The organism is Vreelandella arcis, assembly GCF_900103865.1.
In the GTDB taxonomy this organism is placed as follows: Bacteria; Pseudomonadota; Gammaproteobacteria; order Pseudomonadales; family Halomonadaceae; genus Vreelandella; species Vreelandella arcis.
Window position 1 is genome coordinate 91,394 of the sequence record NZ_FNII01000008.1, and the last position, 24,758, is coordinate 116,151.

25 protein-coding genes and 4 tRNA genes are annotated in these 24,758 nt (G+C 55.6%); 13 read left to right on the top strand and 16 right to left on the bottom strand.

Going from position 1 to position 24,758, the window contains the following annotated elements; all coding sequences use genetic code 11:
• From pyk to puuE, 4 genes are all read right to left on the bottom strand, one after another.
• Complete coding sequence (pyk, locus tag BLR97_RS11160) at positions 1-1,485, bottom strand: pyruvate kinase (RefSeq protein ID WP_089706437.1); 1,485 nt, start codon at positions 1,483-1,485, stop codon at positions 1-3.
• Positions 1,486-1,566: 81 nt separating this feature from the next.
• A complete protein-coding gene (locus BLR97_RS11165) occupies positions 1,567-2,058 on the bottom strand; it encodes an ureidoglycolate lyase (protein ID WP_089706439.1) in 492 nt (163 codons plus the stop codon).
• 9 nt (positions 2,059-2,067) lie between these two features.
• Entirely contained in the window at positions 2,068-2,901 is an 834-nt protein-coding gene (locus BLR97_RS11170) for a bifunctional allantoicase/(S)-ureidoglycine aminohydrolase (RefSeq protein WP_089706442.1), read from the bottom strand.
• Between the two features lie 11 nt (positions 2,902-2,912).
• On the bottom strand, positions 2,913-3,851 hold the full coding sequence (puuE, locus tag BLR97_RS11175) for an allantoinase PuuE (RefSeq protein ID WP_089706445.1): 939 nt from the start codon (positions 3,849-3,851) through the stop codon (positions 2,913-2,915).
• A gap of 309 nt (positions 3,852-4,160) precedes the next feature.
• On the opposite strand from puuE, the gene BLR97_RS11180 reads away from it, so the two are divergent.
• From BLR97_RS11180 to BLR97_RS11200, 5 genes are all read left to right on the top strand, one after another.
• Complete coding sequence (locus BLR97_RS11180; RefSeq protein WP_089706447.1) at positions 4,161-4,916, top strand: aspartate/glutamate racemase family protein; 756 nt, start codon at positions 4,161-4,163, stop codon at positions 4,914-4,916.
• Between the two features lie 151 nt (positions 4,917-5,067).
• On the top strand, positions 5,068-6,426 hold the full coding sequence (locus tag BLR97_RS11185) for an NCS1 family transporter (protein ID WP_089706450.1): 1,359 nt from the start codon (positions 5,068-5,070) through the stop codon (positions 6,424-6,426).
• Positions 6,427-6,454: 28 nt separating this feature from the next.
• Positions 6,455-7,933 (top strand): NCS1 family nucleobase:cation symporter-1, encoded by a 1,479-nt coding sequence (locus BLR97_RS11190; RefSeq protein ID WP_089706453.1) that lies wholly within the window; start codon positions 6,455-6,457, stop codon positions 7,931-7,933.
• A 293-nt stretch (positions 7,934-8,226) separates the two neighbouring features.
• The gene (locus BLR97_RS11195; RefSeq protein WP_089706455.1) at positions 8,227-8,748 is read left to right on the top strand and encodes a hypothetical protein; all 522 of its coding nucleotides are present in this window, start codon (positions 8,227-8,229) and stop codon (positions 8,746-8,748) included.
• Between the two features lie 53 nt (positions 8,749-8,801).
• Entirely contained in the window at positions 8,802-9,590 is a 789-nt protein-coding gene (locus BLR97_RS11200) for a hypothetical protein (RefSeq protein WP_089706458.1), read from the top strand.
• Here the strand turns inward: BLR97_RS11200 and BLR97_RS11205 are convergent.
• Positions 9,577-9,747, bottom strand: a complete 171-nt coding sequence (locus tag BLR97_RS11205; protein ID WP_211605119.1) for a CcdB family protein — start codon at positions 9,745-9,747, stop codon at positions 9,577-9,579. The two genes, BLR97_RS11200 and BLR97_RS11205, sit on opposite strands and share 14 nt — an antisense overlap.
• Positions 9,728-9,922, bottom strand: a complete 195-nt coding sequence (locus BLR97_RS11210; protein WP_244511291.1) for a type II toxin-antitoxin system CcdA family antitoxin — start codon at positions 9,920-9,922, stop codon at positions 9,728-9,730. Before BLR97_RS11210 ends, BLR97_RS11205 begins: the two co-directional genes overlap by 20 nt.
• Positions 9,923-10,442: 520 nt before the next feature.
• Here BLR97_RS11210 and BLR97_RS11220 point away from each other — a divergent pair.
• Positions 10,443-10,730 carry a helix-turn-helix domain-containing protein gene (locus BLR97_RS11220; RefSeq protein ID WP_089706464.1) on the top strand — a complete coding sequence of 96 codons (288 nt, stop codon included), beginning with the start codon at positions 10,443-10,445 and terminating at the stop codon, positions 10,728-10,730.
• A 136-nt stretch (positions 10,731-10,866) separates the two neighbouring features.
• Here the strand turns inward: BLR97_RS11220 and BLR97_RS11225 are convergent, their stop codons facing one another.
• Genes BLR97_RS11225 through uraH form a run of 3 tightly spaced genes read right to left on the bottom strand, consistent with a single transcriptional unit; the run spans position 10,867 to position 13,195 of the window.
• Positions 10,867-11,583, bottom strand: coding sequence for a GntR family transcriptional regulator (locus BLR97_RS11225; RefSeq protein ID WP_089706467.1), 717 nt, complete (start codon positions 11,581-11,583; stop codon positions 10,867-10,869).
• 16 nt (positions 11,584-11,599) lie between these two features.
• The gene (locus BLR97_RS11230) at positions 11,600-12,826 is read right to left on the bottom strand and encodes a urate hydroxylase PuuD (RefSeq protein ID WP_089706470.1); all 1,227 of its coding nucleotides are present in this window, start codon (positions 12,824-12,826) and stop codon (positions 11,600-11,602) included.
• Positions 12,827-12,841: 15 nt separating this feature from the next.
• Complete coding sequence (uraH, locus tag BLR97_RS11235) at positions 12,842-13,195, bottom strand: hydroxyisourate hydrolase (protein ID WP_089706473.1); 354 nt, start codon at positions 13,193-13,195, stop codon at positions 12,842-12,844.
• 133 nt (positions 13,196-13,328) lie between these two features.
• Between uraH and uraD the strand changes: the two genes are divergently transcribed.
• Positions 13,329-13,883, top strand: coding sequence for a 2-oxo-4-hydroxy-4-carboxy-5-ureidoimidazoline decarboxylase (gene uraD / locus BLR97_RS11240; protein ID WP_089706476.1), 555 nt, complete (start codon positions 13,329-13,331; stop codon positions 13,881-13,883).
• A 90-nt stretch (positions 13,884-13,973) separates the two neighbouring features.
• Here uraD and BLR97_RS11245 read toward each other — a convergent pair whose 3' ends face one another.
• Both BLR97_RS11245 and BLR97_RS11250 read right to left on the bottom strand, forming a co-directional pair.
• Positions 13,974-14,330: a phasin family protein gene (locus tag BLR97_RS11245; RefSeq protein WP_089706479.1), complete on the bottom strand. Its 357-nt coding sequence runs from the start codon at positions 14,328-14,330 to the stop codon at positions 13,974-13,976.
• A 128-nt stretch (positions 14,331-14,458) separates the two neighbouring features.
• A complete protein-coding gene (locus tag BLR97_RS11250) occupies positions 14,459-15,154 on the bottom strand; it encodes a glutathione S-transferase family protein (protein WP_089706482.1) in 696 nt (231 codons plus the stop codon).
• A gap of 348 nt (positions 15,155-15,502) precedes the next feature.
• Between BLR97_RS11250 and BLR97_RS11255 the strand changes: the two genes are divergently transcribed.
• The 5 genes from BLR97_RS11255 to BLR97_RS11275 all read left to right on the top strand — a co-directional run bounded on the left by BLR97_RS11255 (position 15,503) and on the right by BLR97_RS11275 (position 21,696).
• Entirely contained in the window at positions 15,503-17,197 is a 1,695-nt protein-coding gene (locus BLR97_RS11255; RefSeq protein ID WP_089706485.1) for an L-lactate permease, read from the top strand.
• 146 nt (positions 17,198-17,343) lie between these two features.
• Positions 17,344-18,843, top strand: a complete 1,500-nt coding sequence (gene glcD / locus BLR97_RS11260) for a glycolate oxidase subunit GlcD (RefSeq protein WP_089706488.1) — start codon at positions 17,344-17,346, stop codon at positions 18,841-18,843.
• A 24-nt stretch (positions 18,844-18,867) separates the two neighbouring features.
• On the top strand, positions 18,868-19,968 hold the full coding sequence (gene glcE / locus BLR97_RS11265) for a glycolate oxidase subunit GlcE (RefSeq protein WP_089706491.1): 1,101 nt from the start codon (positions 18,868-18,870) through the stop codon (positions 19,966-19,968).
• Positions 19,969-19,982: 14 nt separating this feature from the next.
• Positions 19,983-21,212, top strand: a complete 1,230-nt coding sequence (gene glcF / locus BLR97_RS11270; protein ID WP_089706493.1) for a glycolate oxidase subunit GlcF — start codon at positions 19,983-19,985, stop codon at positions 21,210-21,212.
• An 82-nt stretch (positions 21,213-21,294) separates the two neighbouring features.
• Complete coding sequence (locus BLR97_RS11275) at positions 21,295-21,696, top strand: heme-binding protein (RefSeq protein WP_089706496.1); 402 nt, start codon at positions 21,295-21,297, stop codon at positions 21,694-21,696.
• A gap of 149 nt (positions 21,697-21,845) precedes the next feature.
• Here the strand turns inward: BLR97_RS11275 and BLR97_RS11280 are convergent.
• From BLR97_RS11280 to BLR97_RS11300, 5 genes are all read right to left on the bottom strand, one after another.
• Positions 21,846-21,922: transfer RNA gene (locus BLR97_RS11280), tRNA-Asp, on the bottom strand.
• A gap of 69 nt (positions 21,923-21,991) precedes the next feature.
• Positions 21,992-22,067: transfer RNA gene (locus BLR97_RS11285), tRNA-Val, on the bottom strand.
• Positions 22,068-22,107: 40 nt separating this feature from the next.
• Positions 22,108-22,184: transfer RNA gene (locus BLR97_RS11290), tRNA-Asp, on the bottom strand.
• A 63-nt stretch (positions 22,185-22,247) separates the two neighbouring features.
• Positions 22,248-22,323: transfer RNA gene (locus tag BLR97_RS11295), tRNA-Val, on the bottom strand.
• Positions 22,324-22,413: 90 nt separating this feature from the next.
• Positions 22,414-23,169: an alpha/beta family hydrolase gene (locus BLR97_RS11300; RefSeq protein ID WP_244511292.1), complete on the bottom strand. Its 756-nt coding sequence runs from the start codon at positions 23,167-23,169 to the stop codon at positions 22,414-22,416.
• A 116-nt stretch (positions 23,170-23,285) separates the two neighbouring features.
• On the opposite strand from BLR97_RS11300, the gene hemN reads away from it, so the two are divergent.
• On the top strand, positions 23,286-24,701 hold the full coding sequence (gene hemN, locus BLR97_RS11305; RefSeq protein ID WP_089706499.1) for an oxygen-independent coproporphyrinogen III oxidase: 1,416 nt from the start codon (positions 23,286-23,288) through the stop codon (positions 24,699-24,701).
• The last annotated feature ends 57 nt before the right edge of the window (positions 24,702-24,758 follow it).

Here is a 24,758-nt window from a genome sequence, read left to right on the forward strand (position 1 = left end):
TTAGCGCTGCGCTTGGGCGACGTGCTGTTCGGTAATCGTCATCACTTTCATGGTATTGGTCCCTCCGTGGGCATTCATATGATCACCGCGGGTAAGAATGACGTAATCACCCTGCTTAGCCACGCCCTGTTTGACCAACCTTTCGAGCGCGCGGTCATTAAGCTCTTCGGCGCTTATCGCCGAGGTATCAAACGGCAGCGAAACGACCCCGCGATAAAGCGCCATACGGCGCTGAGCGATGGGGTTGTGGGCCAAGCCAACAATCGGCAGGCCCGAGCGAATACGCGAAGCGATCAACGGCGTGTAACCCGACGAGGTCATACAGGCAATCGCAGCGATGCCTTCCATGTGGTTGGCCGCGTACATGGCGGAAAGCGCAATGGTCTCATCCGCGCGGGTAAAGCCTTCATGGATACGGTGCCCAGATTCTTGGGCAGACCTTTCCCGCTCAGCCCCCAAGCAAACGCGCGACATGGCTTCCACGGTTTCTAGCGGATAGTCGCCCGCCGCCGTTTCCGCTGAGAGCATGACCGCATCGCTGCCATCCAGCACCGCGTTGGCTACATCGAATACCTCGGCGCGGGTAGGGAGCGGTGATGAAATCATGCTCTCCATCATTTGTGTGGCGGTAATCACCGCGCGATTGAGCGTCCGCGCTCGCTTAATCATGCGTTTTTGCACGCCAACCAACTGGGCATCGCCAATTTCAACGCCCAGGTCGCCCCGCGCCACCATCACTGCTTCCGAGGCTTCGATAATGCCGTCTAGGGTGGCGTCATCCGCCACGGCCTCAGCGCGCTCCACCTTGGCCACCAAGCCAATCTCTTTACCTTCCTCGCCCAACAAGCGGCGCGCCTCGAGCATGTCTTCGGCATGGCGGGGGAACGAAATAGCTAGATAGTCGACACCTATCTCAACGGCGGTTTTGAGATCGACCTTATCTTTCTCAGTCAGCGCGGGGGCCGACAGACCACCGCCCTGCTTATTGATGCCTTTGTTGTTGGAGAGCTTGCCGCCCACCACTACCGTGGTATGAACCTGTGTGCCTTTCACCTCGGTGACATCCAGCACCACGCGGCCGTCGTCGAGTAGCAAACGATCGCCTGCCGACACATCGTCGGCGAGCGTCTTGTAATCGCAGCCAACCTGGGTGATATCGCCCGCGTCGCCGTCCATCGCCATATCCAGAATAAACGGCCGCCCTTCTTCCAACATCACCGCGCCATCTTTAAAGCGCGCGACGCGAATCTTTGGCCCCTGCAGGTCGCCTAACACCGCGACGCTGCGTCCCAGTTTGGCAGCGGCTTCGCGCACCTGCTGCAAACGGCGACGGTGATCATCGGCGGAGCCGTGGGAGAAATTCAGCCGCACCACGTCGACCCCCGCCGCGAGCATGGCATCTAGCACGCCCTCGCGGTCACTAGCAGGCCCTAGCGTGGCGACAATTTTGGTGCGGCGAATTGAAGAATGGTGCAGTGCGTTCATAAAGCTCCCGGCGATTAACGTAAGTGATCATTAGCCTACCAGTATAAAGCGCTAAACATGACCGCTATGCAACACCCTGCGTTATTCGTCCAGGTGAATTCGCAGGGTCAAGGGGTATTCGTCACAGTTGCTTCCGTCGCCGCCCCGATCCACGACCAAAAACTCACCTTCGCGCTCCAGAACCGACTGAATGGCGTGCCAGGTACCCGCGTGATAGTTCACGCCCTGGCGACCATCGGTCACAAAAGCACGTACATCGTCAGGGCTAATATGCTCACCGGGAGGGGCAACCACGACAATAAACCGCTCCTGATGCAGTGGCATAAATGCCTGGCTGCCCTGAGGGTGGCGCTCGAGAAACGTTAGCTCCAGTGGGAGGGTGACCGGCTGACTGACAAAGATATTAATCAGCGTGTGGGCGTTTTCGCCCAGGGTTTCCACCTTCGCCAGATCATGGTGGCGCTGAGTGCGCCCGCCGTTGATGGGAAACGACGCGGAGGTACGCGCATCAATCACGTCGCCAAAGGGAGCAAAGGCCTCTGCTGTTAGCGGCTCGGCTTTCAGCTTCAACATTGCGGCTCCTTAACGAGATGACAGTTTTAGAGAAGCATGGCGATTAACATCTTTATACAACAAATACCGGAAAGGCCCGGGGCCACCGGCGTAACACGCCTGGGGGCAGAAGGCGCGCAGCCACATGAAATCCCCCGCTTCGACTTCTACCCAGTTTTGGTTTAAGTGGTAAACGGCTTTGCCTTCAAGCACGTAAAGGCCGTGTTCCATCACATGGGTTTCGTCAAACGGAATCACGCCGCCGGGCTGAAAAGTCACAATGTTCACGTGCATATCGTGGCGCACATCGGCGGGGTCGACAAAACGCGTGGTGGCCCAGCGCCCTTCGGTACCCGGCATTTCGATAGGCGCAATATCCTGCTCGTTGGTGACAAACGCCTTCGGCACCTCAAGTCCTTCGACATACTCGTAGGCCTTACGCACCCAGTGAAAGCGCACCGGCGCGTTGGATTCGTTATGCACCTGCCAGTGGCTACCGGGGGGAATAAACGCATAGCCGCCAGGCGTCATCGTATGGCGCTCGCCGGATAGAGTAAGCGTTAACTCACCGTCGACGATAAACAGCACGCCTTCCGCCTGGGGATCCAGCTCCGGCTTATCGCTACCGCCCTCTGGCTGCACTTCCATAATGTACTGGGAAAACGTCTCGGCAAACCCCGATAGCGGCCGCGCCAGCACCCACAACCGGGTGCCTTCCCAAAACGGCAGATTGCTGGTGACGATATCGCGCATCACCCCTTTGGGAATCAGCGCGTAGGCCTCGGTAAATACGGCGCGATCAGCGGTTATCTGTGTTTGCGGCGGATGCCCGCCGGTGGGGGCGTAGTAAGAAGGTTTGTGCATTATTTTGCCTTTCAGCGGTTCGTTGCGGGATGGTGCTCGGCCCAGTGACGGGCAATATCAACCCGGCGGGCAACCCAAACTCGGTCATGGGTTTCGATGTAATCCAAAAAGCGTTGCAGGGCGCGAAAACGTCCTGGGCGACCCAATAAACGACAGTGCATGCCCACCGATAGCATTTTGGGTGCCTCCTCCCCTTCCGCGTAAAGCACATCAAACGCATCACGCAGGTAAGTAAAGAAATGATCCGCGGTGTTAAACCCTTGCGGCGAGGCAAAGCGCATATCGTTGCTGTCCAGCGTGTAAGGCACGACCAGGTGGTTGTGGTCACTGCCCTGACTATCGGTCACCTGCGTCCAGAAAGGCAAGTCGTCACCGTAGTAGTCGCTATCGTAAAGGAAACCGCCCTCGTCCAACACTAAACGCCGGGTATTGGGGCTATCGCGGCCGGTGTACCAACCCAGCGGTTTCTCGCCGTACAGCCGCTGGAAAATCTCCATGGCTTTTTGCAGGTGTTCCCGCTCAACGTGCTCGGGCACTTCCTGATAGTGAATCCAGCGGTAGCCGTGACAGGCAATCTCGTGGCCTAGTTCTTTAAATGCCATGGCGACATCAGGATTGCGCTCCAGCGCCATGGCCACACCAAACACCGTGAGCGGCAAATCGCGCTTCTCAAATTCACGCAGAATTCGCCACACCCCGGCGCGGGAGCCGTATTCGTAGATTGACTCCATGCTCAGGTGCCGATCTGGATAGGCCGGTGCGCCGATAATTTCCGATAAAAACTGTTCGGAGCCTGAGTCCCCGTGGAGTACGCAATTCTCGCCGCCCTCCTCGTAGTTGAGCACGAACTGAACCGCTATTTTGGCGTTGCCAGGCCAGTTGGCGTGAGGCGGGTTGCGCCCGTAACCGATTAAGTCGCGAGGATAGTGGCTCTTAGAGGATGACGACATACGTAGCTCCTTATTCATGCAAACCCTGGCTCATCACTGGCGAATACAAGCCCAGCGCTACAGAAAATTATTTGTATACAAAATAGCGGCATTAATAACCAACCGCAACGCAGTCGACTGCTAATCCCCTGATGCTAATAGCGTTTCTTAGTTTAAACACCGCTAAGCCGCTGAATCCTGAACAAATGGTCAAATACGTCGGCACCCATTTTCGTAGCGTATTGCCACTTTGATACTTGCGTCTCGCCAAATACCGCCCTATTTTTGTATACAAGAATTTCCATATTGTTTACACACGGAATAGCTATCGTGCATATACGCATTATTAACCCTAATACCACTGCGTCCATGACCGCTGCTATGGGTCAGGCAGCCCAGCAGCAGGCCGCCGCGGGCACCTCGGTTAGTGCTTCACAGCCCGACGCGGGCCCCGTTTCTATTGAAAGCCATTTCGATGAAGCTATCAGCGCGGTGGGGGTTGCTGAAGAAGTCATTAAAGGCGAGTACGAAGGCAACATTGATGCCTACGTGGTGGCCTGCTTTGGCGACCCAGGCTTGCTCGCCGCGCGGGAGCTAACGCGCGCCCCGGTGATTGGCATTGCCGAAGCAGTCTTCCACTTGGCCACCCTGGTGAGTACTCGCTTTTCCATTGTCACCACCTTGGGCCGTACCGGCATTATCGCTGAGCACTTGTTGGAACAGTATGGTTTTCATCAGCACTGCCGCCGTATACGTGCCGCTGAAATCCCGGTGCTGGATCTTGAGCGCCACCCTGAAGTGGCGTTTACCCGTATCGTCGAAGAGTGCTGCCGCGCCCGGGACGAGGATGGCATTGGCGCCATCGTTTTAGGCTGCGGCGGTATGGCGAATTTAACCCAGGAGATCAGCCGCGAAGTCGGCCTGCCGGTAGTAGAGGGTGTTACCGCCGCGCTGAAACTGGCGGAATCGCTGGTCAGTTTAGGGCTACACACCAGCAAACACGGCGATCTTGCCTACCCACGGCCAAAAGCGTTCACCGGTAAATTTTCCGGGCTTTCTGATCTTGCGCTACCGCTTAGGTCATAAAGCTCTAAAACAATAACGACTCAACATTATTTAATAACAATAGCTTAAACAGAATTTTGCAAAAGTACGTCCATTAGCACGCCACGCCGCAAGCGTTTCCCGATTAAAAATTGGGAGTTAATAAAACCGATAATCTTGCGAGGACGACACCATGAGCGCTACAACCTCGGCTCTTGCGTCAGAAGAACGATCCGATACTGGATCAAAAGCACTCGGGGCAGAGAGCCTGGCCCCTCAACACACCCGCATAATGGGGCGCAGCTCCTATTTTCTGGCGTGGTTCGGCGGCTGCGTTTCCATTGGCACCTTCGCCATGGGCTCAAGCGTGGTCGGCACCTTAAACCTGTTACAAGCCACGTTGGCCATTGCCATCGGCTGCTTTGTGATCGGGATAGCCTTGGCCATTAACGGGGCCGCAGGCTACAAGTACGGCATTCCGTTTATGGTGCAGGCGCGCAGCGCCTTTGGCTTTACCGGCACGCGCTTACCGGGCTTGGTGCGCGCGGTACCTGCGGTAGTCTGGTACGGCTTTCAAAGCTGGATTGGCGCCGGGGCACTCAATATGGTGTCGGCCACCCTGTTCGGTTTCGATAACCTGATCTTCTACTTTATTACCTTCCAGTTTCTGCAAATCGGCCTGTCGGTAATGGGTTTCCAGGGCATCAAGTGGTTAGAGAATATCGGCAGCGCCTTTATCCTCGCCTCGCTGATGTATATGTTTTACGCCACGGTGCAGCGCTATGGCGATGAGCTTTCGGCCAGCCTGCTGACCATGGAAGGTTCCTGGGGCATGCCGTTCTGGGGCGCGACCATGCTGTTCTTGGGCATCTACAGCACCATGATGCTCAACGTTAGCGACTACGCCCGCGAGCATAAAAAGGGCACGGCCCAGAGCCTGCTGACCACCATTTATGCCATGTCGATTCTGCCCTGCACGCTGTTTATGGGCTTGATCGGCTATATGGTCTCCCAGGCCACTGGCACCGCCGACCCTATCCAGGTGTTTGCCAACGCGGTGGACAACACCCCACTGTTAATGACCACCCTACTGTTCATCGCCTTTGCCCAGGTCACCACCAACGTCCTCAACAACGTGGTACCGCCGACCTATGTATTGATGGACATCTTCAAGATCAAATTCTCGTTCGCCACGATGATCGTTGGCTTGCTGGCCTTTGCCACCTTCCCCTGGAAACTGGTACAGCCGGGTTCTGCGGCGGGCCTACAGCTGTTTGTGCAGACTTACTCCGCCTTTTTAGGCCCCATCTTCGCCGTTCTGGTGGTGGATTATTACATTATCCGCCGCCGCACTTTGGATATCAGCAAACTGTATGACGCCACCGGCCCCTACCAAGGCGTGAACTTAGCCGCGTTCATCGCCACGGCGGTGGGCATTGTGGCGGCGCTCTCTTTCTCGGCGATCTCGTGGTACGCCAGCCTGATCCCTGCCGGCCTAAGCTACTACCTGCTAATGAAGTACTGGGCACCCTGCCAGCGCTTTAGCCAGTAAATCCATTTGCCAACTTGGGGCCAATACCATGAAAGAGAGCAACGACATGAGCGAGCTAGATATTAAGCACATCGATCCGACGCTGTATAACGAGGATCTCGCTCCGCTTAAACCCCAGGATCGTAACTGGGGCGCGTTTGAGATCTTTAACGTCTGGTCTAACGACATCCAGAGCCTGTTTGGTTACACCCTGGCGGCCTCGCTGTTTTTAACCTACGGCCTGAATGGCTGGGCGGTGATGGCGGCGATTATCCTGGCGGGCGTGATCGTGATGTTTTTGGTCAACCTTACGGGTAAGCCCAGCGTTAAATACGGCATTCCCTTTCCGGTGATGGTGCGCGCCAGCATGGGGGTACGCGGCGCCAACCTGCCCGCGATGCTGCGCGCCATTGTGGGGATTTTCTGGTACGGCGTGCAGACCTACTTTGCCTCCACGGCGGTTTCCCTTCTGATTACGGCCTTTATTGGCGCTGGCAGTGGCAGTACCTTCCTAGGGCTTTCAGGCGTGGCGTGGGTGTCATTTGTGATTGTGTGGTTGTTTCAGATCGCGATCTTTTGGCAGGGCATCGAGCGCATTAAGCACTTTCTTAACTGGGCAGGCCCGCTGGTCTACTTGGTGATGCTGGTGCTAATGGTCATTGTTTGGTACCAGGCAGGAAGTGAGCTGATCCCCGCCATTGGCACCATTTTTAGCGGTGGCACTGACACCAGCGGTAGCTCTATCGCGGCCTTTATGGCGATTGTTGGCACTATGGTGGCGTACTTCGCAGCGGTGGTGATCAACTTCGGCGATTTCACCCGCTTTGTGAAAACCGAGCGCCAGATGAAACTGGGCAACCTGCTGGGCTTGCCGCTCAACGTGGCGTTTTTCTCGTTTATCGCGCTAATTATTACTGCGGGTACGCTGGTGCTGTTTGGCGAGGCGCTGACCAATCCCGCCGATATCGTTGAACGGGTTGATTCGCTGCCGCTGACGATTATCGCCGCCCTCACCTTCTTTGCCGCCACAGTGGGCATCAACCTGGTCGCCAACTTCATTCCGCCCGCCTACGACCTGGCCAACCTGTTTCCCAGCAAAATCAGCTTCAAGATGGGCGGCCTGATTACCGCAGTAATCGCATTCTTTGTCGGCGCGCTATGGCTTTCGGTGATCAGCCAGATTGGCGTTCCCGGCTTTGTGAATGCGCTAGGCGCCGTCGTCGCGCCCTTCTACGGCATTATCGTGGTCGACTACTACCTGATTAAGCGCCAGCACTTAAACATGCAGGAGCTCTTCTCATCAGCGCCGGGCAGCGCCTACTACTACGTAAACGGCTGGAACACCCGCGCGCTTATCGCCTTTGGCGTGGCGGCGTTGTTTTCGCTTTCTACCGTGTTAGTACCTGCACTTTCAGCCCTTGGCGGCTTTGGCTGGATGATTGGTGCGGCCCTGGGTGGGCTGTTCTACTACGGCTTAATGCGCCAGTTTAAGGCAGAGCCTGCGTATGCTGAACAGAAGGCAGGTTGAGACGGCAACGCCGTAACTGACGGCTTAGCTACTCGAACAAGCGCCATCGGCACACAGCCGATGGCGCTTTTATGTTTCACAAAGCTCCCCCCTGAGCACGGAAAACATTTTCGGCCTACAGGGCGCGTTTTTCCGCCAGGCTCAGCAGAACGTTTGCTCATCTTCCTGACGTTTACGTCATAAAAACCATCAAAAAATACGTTGAAAAATGTCTTTGTATGTATATGCGCAATTTGTAAAGATGATGAGAAATTATAACGCGCATGCGCACTAATAAACTGTTAGGACTCAGTATGAGCAAAGGGCTAAGTAATAAGCTAGCGGGCCAGGTTGGTGAATTTCTTGTTTGTGCAGAACTCGGCCGTCGGGGGCTCATCGCTACTTCATTTACAGGCAACGTTCCCGAATTTGATCTTATCGTAGCCGATGGATCACTTAAGACGTTACCTGTACAAGTCAAGACTTCTAGAGGCCATAGCTGGCCAACGAGAGCCAGTCTATGGATCAATGTCACCATTGATGAAAAGGGAGAAAAACAGATTGATCATGGCGATTCCGATATCCCGCATCCCGATCTGATTTATGTTTGTGTCTTGTTAGCAGCCCCCGGAGCAGACCAAGCCGACCGATATTTCATACTGCTAAAACGAGATCTTCAGGCTATATGTGCGAGAAACTATCGGGACTGGATGTCAAAGCACAATTGGAAGAGACCAAAGAATTTTCGTTCTCTAGACAACAGATACTACGTCACAGATCTCAAACCTTTTGAAAATAATTGGGCTCTATTCGAACAACAATTGGGTCCGTCCTAACAATTACATGAGTGCGCGCTTGCGGCCGCCGGACACTCGCACGCTCGAGTTTTATGGCAGCGTTAGATTTCAAATTGGAGCATCCAGAGAACGGTATGTTATATTTCGATCCAACAATCGGCTGGTCAACGATCGTACAGCTAGCAGGATTCGTGGTTGCAATAGCTACGGTATTCTACCAAATGCACGCCCAGCGAAATCTCCAACGAGAGAAGCACCGGCAAGAGTTGCAGGTGAGCACTTACGAAAAGATTGCGGAGCAAATGAGCTTCGTATCCCCGGTTGGGGTAGCGATGACGTTTCAAATATTTTACGAAGCACTGGAGAATGCAGTAGCAAAGAAAAACGAAACGGGCACATACGTTCCTCCTCCATTCGATCCCAAAGAATTAGATAACGATTTCAAAAAGTCCAGCATGGGACTTTGGGAAATTGCCTCCTCAATTCAGGCTTATGAAATCGTGGCGCCGAATATCCCTCTTTTTCGGAAAGCTTTAGTAATCAAGCTTCGCCAGCTTGGAGGTGCATATCTGCCACTTGTGCAGGCATTGCCTTACTTACTTATATCCGAAAAGGGAATCACCGACCCAGAAAAACTAATGATTCCAGATGAACAGGAATTCCGCACACTTCAGGCTAAAGTTGACAAATTTCATGAAATTGCCTATGACGTTACATCATTTTTATATGACATTCAGGTAGAAATGCAGAATTCGTTACTGGGGACGCTATTTCACAGAAAGGTTCCCGTCAGAACTCCCGAGAACAAGTCGTATATTGTACTTACCTCGGAAGATTATGAGATGCTAGAACGAATAGAAAGGTTTGTTAAAGAAAGCTGATTTCCGGCGTGAGTCCTCGCATGGCGTCGCTATCCAAGGCGGATCGTTGTCCCAAAGGGATGACGATGCGCGTTGCCAGCTCGCTGAGAAGACTACTCTGAATATCAACAAGGTAAGAATAGTGCGCTTTGCTGGCGTTACTTGGGTTGGGGTACACATCGAACTATGCCATCAAACTCCCTGAACTCTTCGCCGAAGCAACCATGTTGTTCGACAATATCGTTGTAACTCTTTATCGCTGCGCGATTTTCTTCAACCCATTGTGCTGCTTCGCGTTTGGAAAGCTCTTCTTTTAGCGCGCGTTCCAGAGTAGCCGACAGGTTAATATCCATTTCCCGGATCTTGCGTAGCAGGTCGCTGTTGATGGAGAGGTTTGTCGCTTTAGTGGGGCAGCTGCATTATAGGGTTCTTCCATAAGAGCCTCCAAGTGGCTGGTTGATGCACGATCTTAATTTATGTGGTCGGCAATGCGCATTCAAGCGTTTAACCAAGACGTGATGCCCTGATCCATCCTTGATATTTATACGGCATCGCCGTATATTTTAAGAATGCTATTCATCGAAACCTCCACGTTCACCAAGCTACTGCCGGATTACCTCACGGATGAGGAATACCGTGGACTTCAAACGTACCTTCTACAGAAGCCGGATGCGGGCGACCTTATAAAAGGCTCGGGTGGTGTGCGCAAGGTTCGATGGGCACCAGCGAAGTCAGGAAAGAGTGGCGGTATTAGAGCCATTTACTATTGGAAGGTATCTGACCACGAGATATGGATGCTCACGCTGTACAGTAAATCAGAGCGCGCCAGTATTCCTGGTCATGTGCTCAAACAGATAGCGGAGGCCATCAAAAATGAGTAATAGAAACCTTGGCGCGGAGATACTTGACGGCATCAACGAAATCAAACAGTTCAAGAAAGGTAAGCTAGCGCTTCGGACGCATGAGCTTTCAGAACCCTCTTCACCTAAATTGATCAGACTGAAGTTGAACATGTCACAATCGGCGTTTGCAGGCCTAATGGGCGTGAGCGTACGAACCCTTCAGGACTGGGAGCAGGGGCGGCGCGATCCCCAGGGTCCTGCGATTGCCCTGCTGCGCATTGCTGAGCAACACCCGGAGGTTTTTGATCAGCTTCACTAACCAACGTTGAGGGTAAAGCTCTGTGCCGGCGGCCAAACCCTGCGCTTCGCGGCGGTGATATCAGGTTGATGGCAAGGGCTAAAGGTTGTTAACCGCGACGAATCTGCTGCTCGTCACCATTGACGCTAGGGGCTTTTCAACCCCCAAATATCTGCTGCAAATCCGGAACGTTCTCCTCCTCTTCGACCATGGAGAGCGAGGCTTCGATGGCTTTTAGGTGGCGGTTCATAAAGGCTTTGGCGCGCTCGCCGTTGCCGGTTTCCAGGTAGCCGATCAGGTCATCGTGGTCGTGGGATTCGCAGCCTAAATGGCCGGGGTGACCGTAAACGGCGAGTATCAGCGATGAGCGCGAGCAGAGCTGTTCGACAAACGCTGCCAAGGCAGCGTTGCCGGAAAGCTGCGCTAAACGCACGTGAAAATCTGCCGATAGACGAATGGCCACGCTTTGTTGCCCGCTGCGCAGCGCTTGGCGTTCGCGCTTGGCCATGTCACGCAGCTCTGCCGCTTCTTTTTCGCCCATGCGCCGGGCTACGTCGGGCATTAATCCGCACTCGATTAACTGGCGGGCATCGAATACGTCTTTGGCTTCATCGGCGGTGGGCCGGGTCACGCTGGCCCCACGGCGCGGCGTCAGGGTCACCAGCTGCTCCAGCGCCAGCCGCTGCAATATCTTGCGAATGCCGGTGCGGCTGATGCCGAACACCTCGGCCAGGGCATCCTCGCGCAGCCGCGCACCAGGCTTTAAGCGCTGCTCAACAATCGCATCGCTAACCGCGCGATAGATCGCTTCGTGGCGTTCATCGCCCTCCGCTTTTGACGCGGGTCGTTTAACCACCGCCTGCGCATCGCTCATGGACTCTCCTCGTTTGTCATTCCTCCCAGGCGGCAATGGTATCGCGCTCTTCATCGCTCATCTTGGTCAGGTTGCCTAGGGGCATATAACGACTTTCGACGACCTGCTGAATGACCACTTTATGAGCCAGGATGTCGTCCCAGTCGTCGAACGCATAATCGGCAGGCGGCGCGGAGAAACCGGGGTGTTCCGGCTCACGGGCGTGACACTGCACACAGTGTTCTTCTATCAGGCCGCTTATCTGATTCTCGGGGGCGACGCTTGTCTGTACATCCGTTGTTTGGTCGTCTTGGCTAGCCGGGTCAGCGGAGCGCGAGTCCGGCGCCGCCACCCAAAACGCCAGGATGATTAACGCTACCCCGGCAGCCGGATACCCCCACTGCCATTTGCCAGCATGCATTAGCACGAAGAACTGACGGATGAGTGCCCCTGCAAAGATAAACAGCGCCATCACCACCCAGGCCAGCTCGTGGGTATAAAGAAACGAATAGTGATTACTCACCATCAACAACACGACCGGCAGCGTGAAATAGGTATTGTGTACCGAGCGTTGCTTGCCGCGTTTGCCATCCAATGGATTCGGCGCATCGCCTGCTTTCATGGCGTTCACCATGCGCCGCTGGCCGGGGATAATCCAGAAGAACACATTCGCCGACATGGCGGTGGCCATCACTGCCCCGGTGAGCAAGAATGCCGCCCGCCCGCCGAACAGTTGGGTGCTCAAGTAGGCCACTATCACCATCATCACCGCGACGGCGACGCTCAGCAGGCCATCGCGCTGCATGGTGGGGCTGATGCGCTTGCACAGTTCGTTGTAGACCACCCAGCCGCCGAACAGGAACAGCAACGCCAGCAGGTTCGCCTGCCAGCCCGACAGGTTGGCGGCCCACTGCCAGGGACTATCCGGGTTTACCAAATAAAAACCGGGATTAACCATATACAGAATGACGAACAAGGCAAAGCCGGTAAGCCAGGTGGTGTAGGCTTTCCAGAACGACCAGTGCAGGTCATTGGGCAGCTTATCGGGGGCCGTGGTGTATTTCTGGTTGTGGTAAAAGCCGCCACCATGGACGGCCCACATTTCGCCAAAAATGCCCTTCTGGCGATCCGATTCTGCCTTTGGCGTGCGCAGACTGTTATCCAGCATTACGAAATAGATGGATTCACCGATCCAGGCGATCGCCGCAATAACGTGCAGCCACCGCAGCAGCAGGTTAACTGCCTCAATCAAATACGCTTGCATTGCCAGCCTCCGCGATTAGCTGCCACGGTACGTCGAGTAACCATACGGTGAGAGCAATAGCGGCACATGGTAATGCTGCTGTGCGTCTGCTACGCCGAAGCGGATGGGAATAATGTCGAGAAACAGCGGTTCAGCGGCGTCAATGCCCTTGGCGCGCAAGTAATCGCCAGCGTGAAAGCACAGTTCATACTCGCCCGGCGTTAGGGCTTCACCCTCTAGCAGCGGCGTATCGCAGCGGCCATCCTGATTGGTTGTCACCGTTTTTAAATGCTGGCGTTCACTGCCGTTCAACCGAAAGATGTCGATGGCAATTCCCTGGCCAGGGCAGCCATGTGCGGTATCCAATATGTGGGTGGTCAGACGTCCCATAGTGATTCCTTATAGCTATTGTGTGTCGTGACATAAGGGTTAACGTATCGCGTGCCAATAGCTTTAGAGTACCGTTAGCTTGTTTTATTGTATACATTGCGCCATCACAAACTCAGCTTAGCCTGGAGCCACCATGTCGTCATCTCACACTGCGTTATGCCTACACCCCCGCCCGAGTGAGTTATCCCTCGACGCCTTTATCGACCATTATGGCGATATCTACGAGCACTCGCCCTGGGTGGCGCAAGCCGCTTGGGAAACTGGGTTAACTCCCGCGCACGACGATCCCGATGCGCTTGCCGAGTTAATGGGGCATCAGTTGCAGCAGGCAAGTAGCGAACAGCAGATCCGCGTGATTCAGGCGCACCCGGATCTCGCAGGAAAAGCGGCATTGGCAGGGGGATTGACGCAGGATTCGACGAGCGAGCAAGCCGGAGCAGGGCTTGATCAATGCTCACCGGAAGAGTTCGCACGCTTCGAGACATTAAACGCCGCCTACAAAGAGGCGTTCGGCTTCCCTTTCGTGATCGCCGTTAAGGGCTTGGATCGGTATGCCATCTTAAAGGCCTTTGCCCAACGCCTTGAGAACGACGCCGCGACGGAGCGAGAAACGGCGATAAAACAAATTATTCGTATCGCTCGCTTACGGCTGCATGCACGCGCAGAAAATAATGGGCATCAAGCTTAGTTGCTCTCGTCACATTTTGTATACAAACAAAAAACTGCGCCCTAAAAAGAGCGCAGTGATAGATCTGAGCTGAAGCGTTAGTGGCCTAGCTTACTGCTTGGCTGATTCAACCGCTTTCTTGGTGGTGTCTTCGGCCACTTTCTGGCTGTCTTGCACGAAATGCTGGCTAAGCGAGGTGACTTTCTCACCGTCGCCTTTCATGCGTTCCATCAGATCGCTGGCGGTTTTCTGCTGACTTTCGATCGCTTTTTTAAAGCTGTCGGCGTCTTTCACTTCCAGCCAAGTCCGGGCCTGAGCAATGCTCAGATCCGAATAGGCGCGTGCAGCGTCAAGCTGTGCGCTAACGATCTGGTCATAATAGTCCAGCGCCGTGAGCGTATAAGAACGCATCGGCGATACAAAGATGGACTCGACTTGCTGGCTGGTTTTTTCGGCGGCTTTATTCATCGCGCTATCTCCTTAAGAGTGATAAACGACATAGGCGCGCCTAAAAAAGGGAACATCAGTAAGGTCGGCGCCTCTGCTACCCCACACGTTAGCAGGCACTTTTGTGCAGTGCAACATTAATTTCGTCACTACGCTAAATCGCGCACCGTGGTCGCCTTACCCGCAACGCCGTCGTGAGCGCTCAGCATGCGTTTAAACCATTGATCAACGTCATCGCCTGCCGTTACCAGCGGCTCTAAAGACACGGTATAAGCCCACATCATGCTGCCAAATAACAGGTAGTCCGCACCGCTCGGGGCATCGCCATCGATAAATTGACTTTCTTTCAATTGGGCATACACCGGCGCCAACGCTTGGGCTAATTGTTTCCGGCCCTGATCAGGCTGGTGAAGTGCTTCCAATGTGCAGCCAAAACGAGCTTCGCGGGTTTCGCGAAAGTATTCACGGTCGCTTGGGTGAATAGCCGCCAGCAAATCCAGCGCGACAATTTTAAATAGCACGGGCGTCACGCTGCGCTCTACGAAATGCTTGAAGAATCGCGCCCGTTGATAGCTTGCACCCTCGCCAAAAAGCGGCGCCTGGGGATAGGCATCGTCAAGATAACGCATAATGTCAAAGCTATCGGTGACCACCTGCTCTCCATCAACCAGTACCGGCACTTTATCGTGATGGGCGAACGCGAGCGCTTCTTTTTCGAGGAAGTGCCAAGGACGCGTCGTAAACTCAAGGCCTTTGTGGGCTAAGGCCATACGCACTCGCCAGCAAAAAGGCGAAAAACGTAATCGCTCGTCGCGGCCACATAAATCATAGAGCTGTCGTGCCATGATGAATCTCTCTTTATTGATGCGTTAAAAGCTAAGGGGTAAAGCGTTTTACCACGCGACAGTATTAACATTCGAGCATAAGTGCTAGCGAAGACTATCTATTAGTCTAATGAATAACGCTCGATAACGGCTCACCAGATGTTCATAAAAACAATTAAAAACATGAACTTAAACCCCCATACATTAAGAAAAACAGAGCATTTGGCCAGCCACATATTGGTCTTACCAATTTTCCAATAGTGGTCATCTAACCGGCTGCGCCGTATCTTTCACCATGACATTAAAGGCCGCTATGCGGCCTGTCATCTTTGTGGAGTACTTGATCAATAACGAGGGGCAGTTCCTCCCATGAATGAATCATTTCTTGCACTTCTGGCATTTACGCCACTGCTATTAGCAGGGGTACTGCTAATTGGCTTTAAAATACCCGCCAAGATAGCCATGCCCATCGTTTTTCTTGCTGCAGCGATCATCGGCCTGACCGCCTGGGACATGTCCTTTTCGCGGATTGCGGCCTCGACGATTCAAGGACTCATCCAAACGGCGGGGCTGTTATGGATTATTTTCGGCGCAATCCTACTGCTTAATACGCTTAAGCACTCGGGGGGCATTACCGCCATTCGTAACGGGTTTTCGGGGATCAGCCCCGACCGTCGCGTTCAGGCGCTGATTGTCGCGTGGCTGTTTGGCTGCTTTATTGAAGGGGCGTCTGGATTTGGCACGCCTGCCGCCGTTGCCGCACCGCTAATGGTGGCCCTGGGTTTCCCCGCGTTGGCAGCAGTGGTCGTCGGTATGATGATCCAATCCACCCCGGTGTCTTTCGGTGCCGTGGGTACGCCGATCGTCGTCGGCGTGGGTAGCGGGCTAAATCGCGCTAGCATCACCTCTGAATTAGAAGCGGCCGGCTCAACCTGGGAGATCTTTTTCCAGCAGGTGACCAGCGGCGTGGCCATTACTCACGGCATTGTGGGTGTTTTAATGCCGCTGATCCTAGTAGTCGTGATGGTTCGCTTCTTCGGCGCCAATAAGTCCTGGAAAGAAGGCTTATCAATTACCCCCTTTGCCCTGTTTACCGGCATCTCTTTCGTAGTGCCGTACATGCTGGTTGGCGTGTTTCTGGGGCCCGAATTCCCGTCCATGATCGGAGCGATGGTAGGCCTCGCCATTGTCGTGCCTGCTGCGCGTAAGGGCTTCCTGCTGCCCAAAGACACCTGGGACTTCCCCGAATCGAGCGCCTGGCCCGACGAGTGGATCGGCAACCTGCAAATCAAGCTTGAAGACGTTGTCGGGCAAGCGCCAATGTCGACCTTCAAAGGCTGGATACCCTATGTTTTGTTGGCGGTTTTCCTGGTCGCCTCAAGAACCATTGAACCGTTAAAAGCAGCACTCACTTCACTTAGCCTGAGCTGGTCGAATATTCTCGGCGAAGAAGGCATTAGCGGCAGCATGCAGCCACTTTACCTGCCTGGCGGTATTATCCTGGCGGTGGTCGCGGTCACCTTCTTCATCCACCAGATGAATGCCCGCAAGATGAGCGCGGCGATATCCGAGTCGACCAAAACCATTTTTGGTGCGGGCTTCGTGCTGATCTTCACCGTGCCGATGGTGCGTATTCTGATCAACTCCGGGGTTAACGGGGCCGATATTGTCTCGATGCCGGTGATGATGGCGCAGGCTGTTGCCAGTGGTGTCGGGGACATATACCCGTTCTTTGCCCCGGCTATCGGTGCCATGGGGGCCTTTATTGCTGGCTCTAACACGGTATCTAACCTAATGTTGGCCGAGTTCCAGTTTAGCGTTGCCGAAACCCTTGGCCTGTCTACCGCGATGATGGTGGCACTTCAAGCAGTCGGGGCGGCAGCCGGTAATATGATTGCGATCCACAACGTAGTGGCCGCTTCTGCTACGGTTGGTTTATTGGGTCGTGAAGGGGCTACCATCCGTAAAACGATTCTGCCGACCATTTATTACCTGATCGCTGCTGGTCTGATCGGCTTGATCGCCTTTTACGTTTTGGGGGTCACCGATCCGCTCGTCGGATAGCCATACATGACCCATTTAGGTCGCCGGGTGGGAACCTCGGCGACATTATGCAAAAGCTTCCCACCACCGGGATAGATTTATGGAAATCTTTTCCATAATATAAGTCTAACAATTGCCCACGCCCTCCTCACCGCTAGGAGCTAGCCATGAATATCTCCTTTGATGAGCGCCTCGACGGCGAACTGGTTCGCCGCGACAAAACCGAGGTGCTGACCGACCTGCAGCAAGCCGTGCCCACGCTCACCTTGCTGCACCGCGAAGAAGACCTGCACCCGTTTGAATGCGACGGCCTGGCGGCCTACCGCATCTTGCCGATGCTGGTCGCACTGCCAGAGACCCTGGACGAAGTTGAGGGGTTACTCAAACGTTGTCACGCACTGGGCGTACCGGTGGTGACACGCGGTGCGGGCACCGGGCTTTCCGGTGGCGCGCTGCCCCTCGAACGGGGCGTCTTACTGGTTATGTCGCGCTTCAATCAAATCTTAAAGGTCGACCCCGAGGCGCGCTTAGCCAGGGTACAACCCGGCGTGCGTAACCTGGCGATTTCCGAAGCCGCCGCGCCCTTCGGGCTTTATTATGCACCGGATCCCTCGTCGCAAATCGCCTGCTCGATCGGCGGTAACGTGGCCGAAAACGCCGGGGGCGTGCACTGCCTGAAATACGGCCTGACCGTGCACAACGTCATGCGTGTTGACGTACTGACGATTGAAGGCGAGCACATGACGCTGGGCTCCGAGGCCTTGGACGCCCCAGGTTTTGACCTGCTCGCGTTGATGAACGGTTCTGAGGGCATGCTGGGTGTGGTGACCGAAATCACCGTCAAACTGTTACCCAAGCCCGAAACCGCCAAGGTTCTTATGGCGAGTTTTGACGACGTTGAAAAAGCCGGCCGGGCAGTGGGCGATATTATCGCCGCAGGCATTATCCCTGGCGGCTTGGAAATGATGGATAAGCTGGCCATCAAGGCCGCGGAAGATTTCGTCAAGGCCGGTTATCCGCTGGATGCCGAAGCCATTTTGTTGTGCGAACTCGACGGCGTAGAAGCCGACGTGGACGACGACTGCGACACCGTGCGCCGTGTGCTAACCGAGGCCGGCGCAACCGATATTCAGCAGGCCCGCGACGACGCCGAACGCGCCAAGTTCTGGGCAGGCCGGAAAAACGCCTTCCCGGCGGTTGGGCGTATGTCGCCGGATTACTACTGCATGGACGGCACCATTCCCCGCCGCGAATTGCCCCGCGTGCTGAAAGGCATTGCCGCGCTTTCTGAAGAAAGCGGCCTGCTGGTGGCCAACGTCTTCCACGCCGGTGACGGCAATATGCACCCGCTCATTCTGTTTGATGCCAACAAGGAAGGCGAGCTGGCACTGGCGGAAGACGTGGGCGGCAAGATCCTCGAGCTGTGTGTCGCCGCCGGCGGGTCAATTACCGGTGAGCACGGCGTGGGGCGGGAAAAGATCAATCAAATGTGCAGCCAGTTCCAGCCCGATGAGCTGAGCATTTTTCATGCATTGAAAGCGGCATTCGACCCGCAGGGGTTGCTCAACCCCGGTAAGAACATTCCCACCTTGGCGCGCTGCGCCGAGTTTGGCGCGATGCATGTACATAACAACGAACTCCCGCATCCGGATCTGCCGCGTTTCTGATGCGCACCATGACTAGGAAAGACCATGACTGACACCGTGACTCACACTGCGGATCGCGACATAGCCGACGCGCTATGCGAGCAGGTTCGCGAGGCCTACGCCTCTCGCACGCCGCTGCGGATTGTCGGCGGCGACACCCGCGCCTTTTACGGCCGCCCGGTAGACGGCCAAGCGCTCAACGTCACTGACCACAGCGGCATCGTTGATTACGACCCAGTGGAGCTTGTGGTCACCGTGCGCGCAGGCACCCGCTTAAGCGCGTTAGAGGCCGTGTTAGCAGATAAACACCAGATGCTTCCCTTCGAGCCCCCCGCTTTTGGCGAGGCCAGCACGATTGGCGGCGCCGTTGCCACCGGACTTTCCGGCCCACGCCGCCCCTGGGCAGGCGCGGCCCGCGACTTCGTCCTTGGCACACGAGTCATTACCCAGGAAGGCAAGTTGTTGCGCTTCGGCGGTGAGGTAATGAAAAACGTCGCCGGCTATGATTTCTCGCGCTTGATGGCTGGCGCACAAGGCACGCTTGGCGTGCTGGCCGACATTTCCTTCAAAGTCCTTCCATTGCCCAGCGCCACCCACAGTTTGCGCTTGCCGATGGGCATCGATGACGCACTGAAAAAACTCGCCGAACTGGGCCGCCAGCCGCTGCCGATTACCGCTGCTGCTTGGCACCAGGGAGAGCTTTTCATTCGCCTGGAAGGCGGCCACAGCTCGGTAAAAGCCACTCAAGAACGCCTGGGCGGGGACGAGCTTGACGCCAGTTTTTGGCAATCCCTACGCGACCACCAACATGCCTTCTTCACGCTCGGCGAAGGGCAAGCGTTATGGCGGCTATCACTGCCACCCAACACGCCGCCTTTGGCGCTGTATATTGCCGATGCGGATATCTTTTACGACTGGGGCGGCAGCCAGCGCTGGGTGAAAACCTCGCTTGATGCCGACACGCTGCGCAATGCTTGCCACGCCGCAGGCGGCCATGCCACCTGCTATACGCCCTATACGCAAGGTGGCGCGCAAAGCCCCTTTACGCCGTTGCCCAGCGTGGTGGAAAAATACCATCGCAACTTGAAAGCGGAGCTGGATGTCCACGGCATTTTTAACCCTGGACGTCTCTATGCGGCGTTTTAATCAGGAGAGCTGACATGCAGACGCAATTTACCGATGCCGCCCTTGAAAAGCCGCATATCCAGGAAGCCGATCGCGTTTTGCGCACCTGTGTACACTGCGGTTTCTGTAACGCCACCTGCCCCACCTATCAACTGCTGGGCGATGAGCGTGACGGCCCCCGAGGGCGCATCTATTTAATGAAAGAGCTGCTTGAGAGTCACGATGACGATGACCAGGTAACCGAAGAAACTCGCCTGCATCTGGATCGCTGCCTCACCTGCCTCAACTGTGAGACCACCTGCCCATCGGGGGTGGAGTACCACAAGCTGCTCAACATTGGGCGTGCCGAAATTGAACGCCGCGTGCCGCGCCCCGCTAGCGAGCGGGCGCAACGCTATGCGCTGCGCAAAATGCTGGTCGATCCGCAACGTTTTAAGGCACTGCTGGCATTGGGTCAAACCTTCAAGCCGCTGGTGCCGGGCAAATTGCGCAGCAAAATGCCCCCCGCACCGGTCGATGCAGGCCAACGGCCCAGCACTCAGCACAGCCGCCAGGTACTGATGCTGGAAGGGTGCGTGCAGCCCGGGCTGTCACCCAACACCAACGCCGCCACCGCGCGAGTGCTGGACCGTCTGGGTATCAGCGTCACGCCGGTGAGCGAGGCGGGCTGCTGCGGTGCGGTTGACTTCCACCTCAACGCTCAGAAAGACGGACTCGCCCGCGCGCGCGCCAATATCGACGCCTGGTGGCCCCACGTTGAGCAGGGCGCGGAAGCCATCGTGCAAACCGCCAGCGGCTGCGGCGCCTTCGTTAAAGAATATGGCGAAATGCTCAAAGACGATCCGGACTATGCAGAAAAAGCCCAAACAGTCAGCGCGTTGGCCAAAGATATCGTGGAAGTACTGCGCGACGAGCCGCTGGAAACGCTGGATGTTCAGGCCAGACAACGCTTGGCATTTCACTGCCCCTGCACCCTGCAACACGCGCAAAAGCTCAACGGCGCAGTTGAAGGCGTGCTCACCAAGCTGGGCTTTGCGCTCACCCCGGTGCAGGATGCTCACCTATGCTGCGGCTCGGCGGGTACCTACTCGATTACCCAGCCAGAGCTTGCCACCCAACTGCGCGACAATAAGCTTAATGCGCTGGAAGCAGGTGACCCGGAAATGATCGTCACGGCGAATATCGGCTGCCAAACTCACTTAGCCGGCGCCAACCGCACACCGGTTCGCCACTGGGTCGAGATCGTGGACGCCGCCTTACACTGAGCCAACCGAAAGGCTTTACCGCCCATGCTGCTTTCGTCAGCATGGGCTTTTCTAACAGGAAACCTGACAAAAGGACATCCTAATGCAAAGCAAAGCGATTCTATCCCAAGCGGACGTTATTAACGTACTTGATGCCGCCCAAAAAGAAGCCGACAGCAACGGCTGGGCGGTCACCATTGCCGTCGCCGACGATGGCGGCCACCTGCTCGCCCTGCGCCGCCTGGACGGCGCCGCCCCCTTTAGCGCCGACGTTGCCACCCAAAAAGCGCGTAGCGCCGCCCTCGGCCGCAAAGAAACGCAAGTGTTTGAAGATATGATCAACGGCGGTCGCACCGCGTTTGTCACTGCGCCACTTGAGGCGTTGCTGTCAGGTGGTGTGCCCATTATCGTCGATGGCCAAGTGGTCGGTTCGGTAGGCATTTCAGGCGTTAAGCCGGATCAGGACGTTCAGGTTGCCAAAGCCGGCGTTGCCGCGATTGCCTAAGCAATGCCTTTAAAAGGCACGCACAACGAAAAGCCCCGGATCATTGATCCGGGGCTTTTTAAATTCGTTCGGTATAAAACCGATGACTTACTATGCTGACAATCTATACTGACGATGAAAACCAGATCAGACGACGAATAAATGCTTAATGGCGGACCGGACGAGACTCGAACTCGCGACCTCCGGCGTGACAGGCCGGCATTCTAACCAACTGAACTACCGGTCCACGTTAAAGCACAAACATCAATCTGGGTCTTGCATCGCTACCATTTAAACGCGTCAGAGCGCTTTCAAATGGTGGGTGGTACTGGGTTCGAACCAGTGACCCCCAGCTTGTAAGGCTGGTGCTCTCCCAACTGAGCTAACCACCCAAGCCGTTGGAATACCAACAGTAATACAGCGTGTTTATCGTGGCGGACCGGACGAGACTCGAACTCGCGACCTCCGGCGTGACAGGCCGGCATTCTAACCAACTGAACTACCGGTCCGCTGTATCGCACTATTAACGCACTGCGTTTTCCTTACTATCACGTATCCAGATCATCATAAGATGGTGGGTGGTACTGGGTTCGAACCAGTGACCCCCAGCTTGTAAGGCTGGTGCTCTCCCAACTGAGCTAACCACCCGCTGGTTACGTGGCGCTGAATTCTACAGCAGATGCGAAGGAAGTCAATACGCTACGTTCAAATACTGTGTCCACAAACCAGGTTTACAGACTAAGATTTAAACGCACGCTTGGCTGACGCCTTACTGCAGGTCTGAGCGCGCACGAAGGATGCCCCATGAGCGGCAGCTTCGTCAATCAAAATCGTTTGATTCAGCCCCGATGCCCGACGGGGTTTAAAGTCATGATCACCATCGGACAGCCAGGCCAGGCGCAGGTTAGTTGGCAGCGCATACTGAGCCACCTCTTCGCGACCACCAAAGGGGTCACGCTCGCCCTGTAGTATCAAAGCTGGGGCGCTCACGTCCGGCCAGTGCGCCAGACGCAGCTTGTCAGGCGCTTTAGGCGGATGAAACGGATAACCGGCGATTAGCAACCCAGGGCACGACTGTTCACTGGCCAGCATGCTCGCGGCACGACCTCCCATCGACTTACCACCCAGCCAGAGCGGCAGCGGCGTTAGCGGTGCCAAACAGGCATACCAGCGCGCCAATTCTGCCACTGTGCGGGCAATGGCGGGCGGCGGACGGCGTTTACCCGTTGCCTGCATCTGCTGCATGTAGCCAAAATCAAAGGTGATGACCTGGAGCCCCTGTTGCGCTAAGGCGCTTGAGAACTGCTGCATAAACGCTGAGCGATGCCCGGCCCCCGCCCCGTGGGCCAACAATAAGCTGCCGTGAGTTGCCTGCCCATAAAGCCTCAGCGGGCCCAGGCCCTCGAGCCAAAAACAGCCGCTGACTTGCTCAGCGAGCGCCCCGCTTAGCACCTGCTCATCTACCACGGTTTCTTGCGGCCACTCGGCGTCCACTTCCCACCTCCCCTGTTGTTGCGCCCTTTAGCGCCTCTTTGTTTGACATGGCTCAACATTCGCCCGCCCCCCAGCGGCTACTATCGCTATAAGCTTTTGATTTGGAGCACGGCCCTATGCCAGCCAACATTCCCACAGCGCCTAACGACGCGCCAACCTCAGCGGCGTGGGCCGACGAGTTAATCCACCGCTATGCACAAAGTGGCCCACGGTATACGTCTTACCCCACGGCGCTTTCCTTTAGCGAAGGGTTTACCGCGGGCGACTTTACCGCCGCACTGGCCCGCAGCAACGCTGGTCAAAGGGCGCTGTCGCTTTATGTGCATATCCCATTCTGCCGTAAAATTTGTTTCTACTGTGCATGCAATAAAATCGCCACAAAAAACACCGCACTCGCCGAGCCTTACCTTGAGCGGATCGACCAGGAAATGGCTCTCACCTCGCGCCACCTCGACCACCAGCGCCCAGTCCAACAGCTGCATTGGGGTGGCGGTACGCCGACATTTTTAACCCTCGACCAGATGAGTCATTTAATTGACCGCCTGGACACTCGCTTCGGACTTTCCAGCGACCCTGATCGCGATTACGCTATCGAGATTGACCCTCGTGAAGCCGATGTATTGACACTGCGCCACCTGCAGTCGCTGGGCTTTAATCGCTTGAGTCTTGGCGTGCAAGATCTTGACCCGCAGGTGCAGCAAGCGATCAATCGTCATCAACCGCGAGTGCTGACCGAAACGCTAATGGACGAGGCTCAGCGGCTAAGGTTCCGCTCGCTCAACCTCGACCTGATCTACGGCCTGCCCCTGCAAACGGCGGACAGTTTTGCGAAGACCCTAGGCCAGATTATCGAGTTAAATCCAGCGCGCCTGTCGGTGTTTAACTATGCCCACCTGCCACAGCGCTTTCCCCCACAGCGGCGCATTAACCGCGATGACATGCCCAGCGCCGACGAGAAACTGGCCATGCTGCGTATCACCATTGAAATGTTAACCGCAGCGGGCTATGTGCATATCGGCATGGATCATTTTGCCCGGCCGGACGACAGCTTGGCCGTTGCCCAACGCAACGGCACACTACAGCGCAATTTCCAGGGCTACTCCAGCCATGCCCAGTGCGACTTGATCGGCCTTGGCGTCTCGGCGATTTCACGCATCGATGACAGCTACGCACAAAACAGCAGCGTGCTTGACCACTATGCAGCCGCCATTGATGAGGGACGTCTGGCCACTCAGCGTGGCCTACGCTTGAACCGCGACGACTTAATTCGACGCGATGCTATCGAGCGCTTGATGTGCGACATGCGACTGGATTTAGCCGCCCTCGGCGAGCGCTGGCAGATCGATGCCCCAGCATATTTCCGTCCGGCATTGGCATCGCTTGATCAGGCCCAGCAGGACGGACTGATCGTTCTACAAGACAATCAACTGCAGGTTACCCCTATGGGACGGTTACTTATCCGTCACTTAGCCATGGCGTTTGACACACACTTGCCTAATCAAGACAAACCGAATTACTCGAATATTGTTTAATGGTTGTTAATGATGCGCTCCAGCTTACATAATGAAGAGACGCCATCCCTCTCGGAG

Bases quoted from the DNA above. Each gene is read 5' to 3' on its own strand.
- pyk (WP_089706437.1), bottom strand. From the start codon at position 1,485: ATGAACGCACTGCACCATTCTTCAATTCGCCGCACCAAAATTGTCGCC.
- BLR97_RS11165 (WP_089706439.1), bottom strand. From the start codon at position 2,058: ATGTTGAAGCTGAAAGCCGAGCCGCTAACAGCAGAGGCCTTTGCTCCC.
- BLR97_RS11170 (WP_089706442.1), bottom strand. From the start codon at position 2,901: ATGCACAAACCTTCTTACTACGCCCCCACCGGCGGGCATCCGCCGCAA.
- puuE (WP_089706445.1), bottom strand. From the start codon at position 3,851: ATGTCGTCATCCTCTAAGAGCCACTATCCTCGCGACTTAATCGGTTAC.
- BLR97_RS11185 (WP_089706450.1), top strand. From the start codon at position 5,068: ATGAGCGCTACAACCTCGGCTCTTGCGTCAGAAGAACGATCCGATACT.
- BLR97_RS11190 (WP_089706453.1), top strand. From the start codon at position 6,455: ATGAAAGAGAGCAACGACATGAGCGAGCTAGATATTAAGCACATCGAT.
- BLR97_RS11195 (WP_089706455.1), top strand. From the start codon at position 8,227: ATGAGCAAAGGGCTAAGTAATAAGCTAGCGGGCCAGGTTGGTGAATTT.
- BLR97_RS11200 (WP_089706458.1), top strand. From the start codon at position 8,802: ATGGCAGCGTTAGATTTCAAATTGGAGCATCCAGAGAACGGTATGTTA.
- BLR97_RS11210 (WP_244511291.1), bottom strand. From the start codon at position 9,922: ATGGATATTAACCTGTCGGCTACTCTGGAACGCGCGCTAAAAGAAGAG.
- BLR97_RS11220 (WP_089706464.1), top strand. From the start codon at position 10,443: ATGAGTAATAGAAACCTTGGCGCGGAGATACTTGACGGCATCAACGAA.
- BLR97_RS11225 (WP_089706467.1), bottom strand. From the start codon at position 11,583: ATGAGCGATGCGCAGGCGGTGGTTAAACGACCCGCGTCAAAAGCGGAG.
- BLR97_RS11230 (WP_089706470.1), bottom strand. From the start codon at position 12,826: ATGCAAGCGTATTTGATTGAGGCAGTTAACCTGCTGCTGCGGTGGCTG.
- uraH (WP_089706473.1), bottom strand. From the start codon at position 13,195: ATGGGACGTCTGACCACCCACATATTGGATACCGCACATGGCTGCCCT.
- uraD (WP_089706476.1), top strand. From the start codon at position 13,329: ATGTCGTCATCTCACACTGCGTTATGCCTACACCCCCGCCCGAGTGAG.
- BLR97_RS11245 (WP_089706479.1), bottom strand. From the start codon at position 14,330: ATGAATAAAGCCGCCGAAAAAACCAGCCAGCAAGTCGAGTCCATCTTT.
- BLR97_RS11250 (WP_089706482.1), bottom strand. From the start codon at position 15,154: ATGGCACGACAGCTCTATGATTTATGTGGCCGCGACGAGCGATTACGT.
- BLR97_RS11255 (WP_089706485.1), top strand. From the start codon at position 15,503: ATGAATGAATCATTTCTTGCACTTCTGGCATTTACGCCACTGCTATTA.
- glcD (WP_089706488.1), top strand. From the start codon at position 17,344: ATGAATATCTCCTTTGATGAGCGCCTCGACGGCGAACTGGTTCGCCGC.
- glcE (WP_089706491.1), top strand. From the start codon at position 18,868: ATGACTGACACCGTGACTCACACTGCGGATCGCGACATAGCCGACGCG.
- glcF (WP_089706493.1), top strand. From the start codon at position 19,983: ATGCAGACGCAATTTACCGATGCCGCCCTTGAAAAGCCGCATATCCAG.
- BLR97_RS11275 (WP_089706496.1), top strand. From the start codon at position 21,295: ATGCAAAGCAAAGCGATTCTATCCCAAGCGGACGTTATTAACGTACTT.
- hemN (WP_089706499.1), top strand. From the start codon at position 23,286: ATGCCAGCCAACATTCCCACAGCGCCTAACGACGCGCCAACCTCAGCG.